Origin of the sequence: Pseudoalteromonas sp. S3785, assembly GCF_005887365.1 — a bacterium.
Lineage (GTDB): Bacteria > Pseudomonadota > Gammaproteobacteria > Enterobacterales > Alteromonadaceae > Pseudoalteromonas.
Genome location: NZ_PNCT01000080.1, coordinates 1 through 5,908 on the forward strand (window position 1 = coordinate 1; position 5,908 = coordinate 5,908).

The window sequence follows — 5,908 nt, forward strand, 5'->3', positions numbered from 1 at the left end:
TGATACGGGCGAAGTGGATGTAACGCCACCGACCTTAGAGATCATTCCTTCGTTCTTACTTGGCAACCTAGTTTCTCTTTCTGGAGATTCTGATTTACCAGAAGGGTCAGTGATCACCATTACCGAGTACCTTGTTGGCGGTGCTGTAGGCGCTACCTACACAGCAACAACGAATGCCGATGGCACATGGGGACTTGCCAACATAACAGTACCTCTGCTTAGTCTTGCGTATGTTACTGCAACTGCAAGTGATGCAGCCGGCAATGTTGTTACTGTCAACTCACTTGACTTTGATAATGAAGCACCAGCGCTTAGCGTTACTGTAGATGCATTATCGAATGATACAACGCCAGTGGTTTCTGGTACTACAGATATGGAGCAAGGAACCGAGATACAACTAACCGTTGTAGATAGTGAAGGTCAAAGCCAGCAGTTTACGGCCATTGTGCAGGCTAATGGAAGTTGGTCTGTTGAAGTACCAGCCGAGTTAGCGCAAGGGCAGTACACAGTTACCGCCGAGGTAAGAGACGATGTTGGTAATTTAACCTCTGAGCAAACACAAGGTGAAATAGACAGTATTGCACCCACGCTTAGTGTTAACCCTATTGACACAACTGCAGATACAACGCCAACCCTATCAGGCACCAGTGATGCCATTGGAGCTGATGTAATAGTCAGCATTGACGGTCAAACTTTTGTTGCGGTAGTTGGTGTTGATGGCAACTGGCAGGTAGAGGTACCAGTTGCACTTACCGACGGTAATTATACGGCGCAAATTAATGTTGCAGACGATGCTAATAATATTACTAACACAACAATTGACTTAACAATTGATACCCAGATACCGATAGTCACTTTGGACGACATAACGGTGTTTAACACAGATACGCCAGTTATTAGTGGCACATCAACTGAACCTACTGGCACAAATGTAGATATTGTTATTACTGATAGTAATGGTGATACACACACGTTAGCGGCTACGGTTGATGTAGATGGTAATTGGCAAACAACAGCGCCTAATTTACCGCAAGGAAGCTATAGTGTTACTGCTAGCATTACTGATGATGCTGGTAATAGTGGCTCTGCAACTGGAACAGGCCTTGTTGATACACAAGCACCTACTATTACCATTGATGCATTAGGTACAATTAATAACAGTACACCAACAATCACAGGTACCTCTAACGGGGGTGAGGGTACTTTAGTTACGGTAACAATTACTGATGGTGATAGCGTTGATACCTATACAACAACTGTGGGGAGTGGCGGACTATGGAGTGTTGATGTAACGACCCCATTAATTGATGGACAGGTGACAGTTACAGCAAGCATTACCGATACCGCAGGGAACAGTACGCAAGTAGATACAACTGCTACGCTTAACACTAATGCGCCTACTATCAATATAAACACCATTGTTGATACAAACGATCAAACTCCAACACTTTCGGGTACAAGTAGTGCGGCTGATGACACTGAAATTACAATAGTTATAACGGATTTTAATAATGTTTCACACACATTAACTGCAACTGTGCTAAGCGGTGTTTGGAGTGTAGATGCGACAGATATACTTCCAGAGGGAGAGTTTACTGTTACTGCAAGCGTTACCGAAAATGGCTTAACAAGCAATGCTACAAGTAGTGGTGTTATAGACTTAACTGCACCTGCACTAAGTATTAACACGCTAATTACAGCCAATGATACAACCCCTACGCTTTCGGGCACAACAACGGCACCACAAGGTGCAATAATTGTGATCTTAATTACTGATAGTTTAGGTGCTGAGCAAACAGTTAATGCCACAGTGGGAGCTAATGGCACTTGGTCAGTAGCTGTACCTACTGCACTTAGTGAAGGGGAATTCAGTGTAAATGCATCAACAACAGATACCGCAGGCAACCCTGTAAATACTAGCACTACCGGTGTGGTTGATATAACCGCGCCAGTGGTTAGCATTAACGATATTGTAGGCAGTACTGATTTAACACCTAGCGTGTCTGGCAGCGTAACAGGTGCAGCCTTAGGAGATGTGGTTGCTGTGGTATTTACAGACTTCCAAGGTAATGCGCATACTGTAAATACAACGGTGCAAGCCGGTGGGACTTGGTCAGTAGAGGCAAGTAATACTCTTTCACAGGGAGCATATTCAGTTGAGGTATTTATTACTGATAATGCCGGAAATACAGGTAGCAATACCACTAACGCAAATATAGATACAATTGCGCCAGAAATTAGTATTGATCAAAGTTCATTAATACTTACCCAAGACAGCACGCCATTAATTAGTGGCACATCAAACGAGCCAAATACAAACGTTATCGTTACGTTTACGGATTCAGTTGGTGCATCGCACCAAATTACCGTACAAACGGATGCAAATGGAGACTGGCAAGCCGCTGCCGATAACATTTTAGCTGACGGTGTCTACAGTGTTACGGCTACGATTACTGATAGTGCAGGAAATACCTCGGTAGATAGTAAAACGGGTGGCGAAGTAGATACAGTAGGGCCAGAGCTTACTATTGTGCCTTCGTTCTTGCTAGGGCAGCTTGTTTCTTTATCTGGTACATCTGATTTAGGTGAAGGCAAAACCGTTACGGTAACTCTAGAGCTTGCAGGTGATTTACTTGACTTAACATACGATGTTACCACCGATGCCAATGGTGATTGGGAATTACTAGGCCTGGCGGTTAATGTTATTGGTCTATCAGTTGTAGAAGCCTCTGCAACTGATGATGCAGGTAACACAACCACTATAACTACGGCTGATGTTGATGCGTCAACGCCATTACTTAATGCTGTGGTTGACTTTGTCACAGGGCAAGGGGATTTACCAATCATTAGCGGTACGACCGACCAAGCCCCAGGCACCGAAGTACTTGTTGAAGTCATTGATAGTGATAACGTTGTGCAAGAACTCATTGCGATTGTACAGACGGATAACTCATGGGCAGTACAAGTTCCTCAATCACTTGCTGAAGGCGTGTTTACTGTAACTGTAAATGTATTAAGTGAAGTCGGGATCACAGCTACACAGCTGCTAAGCAGTGTAGTAGATACCATCTCGCCAACGCTTGATTTACAAGTAATTGGTACAACGTCAGATTCTACTCCAATCATTCAAGGAACCAGTGATTTAATTAATGGCATGGTAGAAATTCAGTTAGACGGCGGCTCAGTACTAACCACAACAGTGAATGCAGCTGGTCTATTTTCACTAGAAGTTGATGCGCTGGCTGAAGGGCAGCATGTTGCCAACGTGAGTATCACTGATCATGCTGGCAATGTAGTAACGCAAACGCTTGAGTTTGTTGTTGATACGTTAGTACCTGTGGTAGATATTTTACCGTTGAGCATCAGCAATACTGACATACTAACTATTTCGGGTACTTCAGAAGAAGCTCCGGGTACGGACATTGACGTAACAGTAATTGGTAGTAACGGCAACGCAACAGTATTTGATGCCCTTGTTGGGAGCGATGGCACGTGGTCGTTATTAACCACGAGCCTACCTGATGGTATATATAGTATATTTGCAAGTATTACTGATGCTGCGGGTAATGTAGGCCAATCTGCTACTGAGCAAGTGACGATTGATACCATACCGCCATCGTTAGAAATAGACGCCTTTGGTGTACTTAACACGCTAACGCCAACTATTACTGGCACCAGTGACGAAGAGGCAGGTAGCTTAATTACGGTTAATATTACCGACTCTACAAACACACTTTATGAAGTTACTACAACAGTATTAGGCGATGGCACGTGGCTTATTGTTGCACCTGAACTTGCTGAGGGCGAATTAACCATAGAAGCCATTAGTATTGATGATGCAGGTAATATAGCAACGGTGACGCAAACGGGCGTTGTGAGCACCACTTTACCGAGTCTATTAATTAACCCAATAATAGATACAAGCGATACAACCCCTACTATTAGTGGTACTACCGATGTAATAAACGGTAATGTAGAAGTTGTTATTACAGATAGCAGTGGTAATGCAACAACCTATAACACTCAAGCTATTGCTGGTGTATGGACATTAATACCGACCACTCCATTAGCTGAAGGTGCGTTTACGGTTGATGCGACAGTCGAAAACTTAAACCTTACAAGCTCTACAAGCCTAAGTGGCATTGTTGATTTAACACCGCCATCAATCGATATTGACCAGCTACCAGTGACTAATAACTCACTACCAACCATTACAGGTACAAGTGATGCACCAGCAGGTACAACACTGAGCGTGGTTATTACTGATGCTAATAATGATTCACAAACACTTACTGCCCAAGTTGCAGGCAATGGCACATGGTCAGTAACAGCGACTACTCCATTAAGTGAAGGTAGCTTTAGTGCTACAGCATCCATAAGTGATACTGCGGGTAACTCCTCTAGCGATACTATGGTGTCAAGTACAGACTACACAGCGCCAACTGTCGTCATAGACCCAATATCGGTAGGGCAAGATACTACGCCTACTGTTACAGGCTCAGTAACGGGAAGCTTCGCAGGCGCGTTAGTAGTCGTTATGTTTACTGATTCAGCGGGTGCCACTCACAATGTTCAAACAACAGTTGGTCCTGATGGAACTTGGAGCGTGACCTCTGAAGAAGTACTTCCTGAGGGTAACTACAGCGTAGATGTAAGCATTGCTGATAGCGCAGGTAATACAGGTACGCAATCCACAAGTAGCGCAATTGACTCAGGTATTACAATTGACTCAGGGCTCGCTCTAACCGCGGATCAAAGTCCACTTGTTACAGGAACTGCTGGTGCTGGAGAAACGATATTAGTCACCTTTAGCGGCCCCATTGAGGTCACTAAGCAAGTAACCGCTGATGCATCCGGGGCATGGAGTGCTTCACCAGATACAGATTTAGTTGATGGCGCATACACTGTAACAGCGGTAGCAACGGATACATCTGGCAATACAACTTCAAGCGGTAGCGTATCTGGGTTGGTTATAGATACAACCCCAATAGGTTTTGAGGTTACTGATTTTAGGTCAGCATTGGGTCTTTTATTACCATCAGTTGAAGGGACAACAGAGCCAGATACTGAAGTATACATTATAGGCTCTTCGTTATTGGGTGTTGACTTACTCGGTCTAGATTTAGATGTATTAGAACTTTCAGGGAGCTTTACTTCAGATAGCAATGGAGAATGGGGAGGGTTATTAAGCTTAGCTAATCTGAACATTGGTGGAGGAGAGCAGTTTTACTTTGTTACTGTTGATGAGGTAGGAAACTACTTAATCAAAAATACTGCTAATGAGATAGAACAGTCTGGTAATATATACACGTCACAATCTGGCTCAGGTGCTGGCGATACTATGCCTTCGTCATTTAGCGAAGAGTCGGCATTGGGAGATACGCAGAGCGATGGCGTGTTAAACACACAAACGATAAACCTTGAAAATATAGGAAGTATGACAAGTTCATCTGAGCAAGTTGTACAAGTAAGCGAAACAGAGCCACTTAATTTAAACGATGTAATTATTGACTCTGAAACAGAGCAATTGCTTGCATTAAATAACTTACTTGACGAAGAAGGCTCTGCAATTGCTTATAGCCCTGCACAAAGTGGAGGACGTGTTGATGAGGCAGCGCCAGCCGTTGATGTTCAAAACCAAACAGAGGAAATGATTAAACACTTAATTGAAAATGGTAACAATCAAACGGATATATAATACCAACCCGCAATAATACTTAATCATTTTGTGGGGCTAAACGTGTCGTTATCAGCGTTAAAAATTCTCATTTAGAACAACTAAATAGCGAATTTTTTACCTAGCTAACAACACGTTTTTCCAGCCTCAAAGGAGATCACTTAATTATGCGGATTGGTTTTATTTGTGTTATTTACTGTTGTACGGATTATTATTAGTGATACTCATAGC

General features: G+C 43.3%; 1 protein-coding gene. It reads left to right on the forward strand.

Annotation, left to right across the window (positions count from 1 at the left end):
* Nucleotides 1–5,698, forward strand: a 5,698-nt coding sequence (locus CWC17_RS17145; RefSeq protein WP_171042106.1) for a beta strand repeat-containing protein, incomplete at its 5' end; no start/stop codon positions are given.
* Nucleotides 5,699–5,908: the final 210 nt, after the last annotated feature.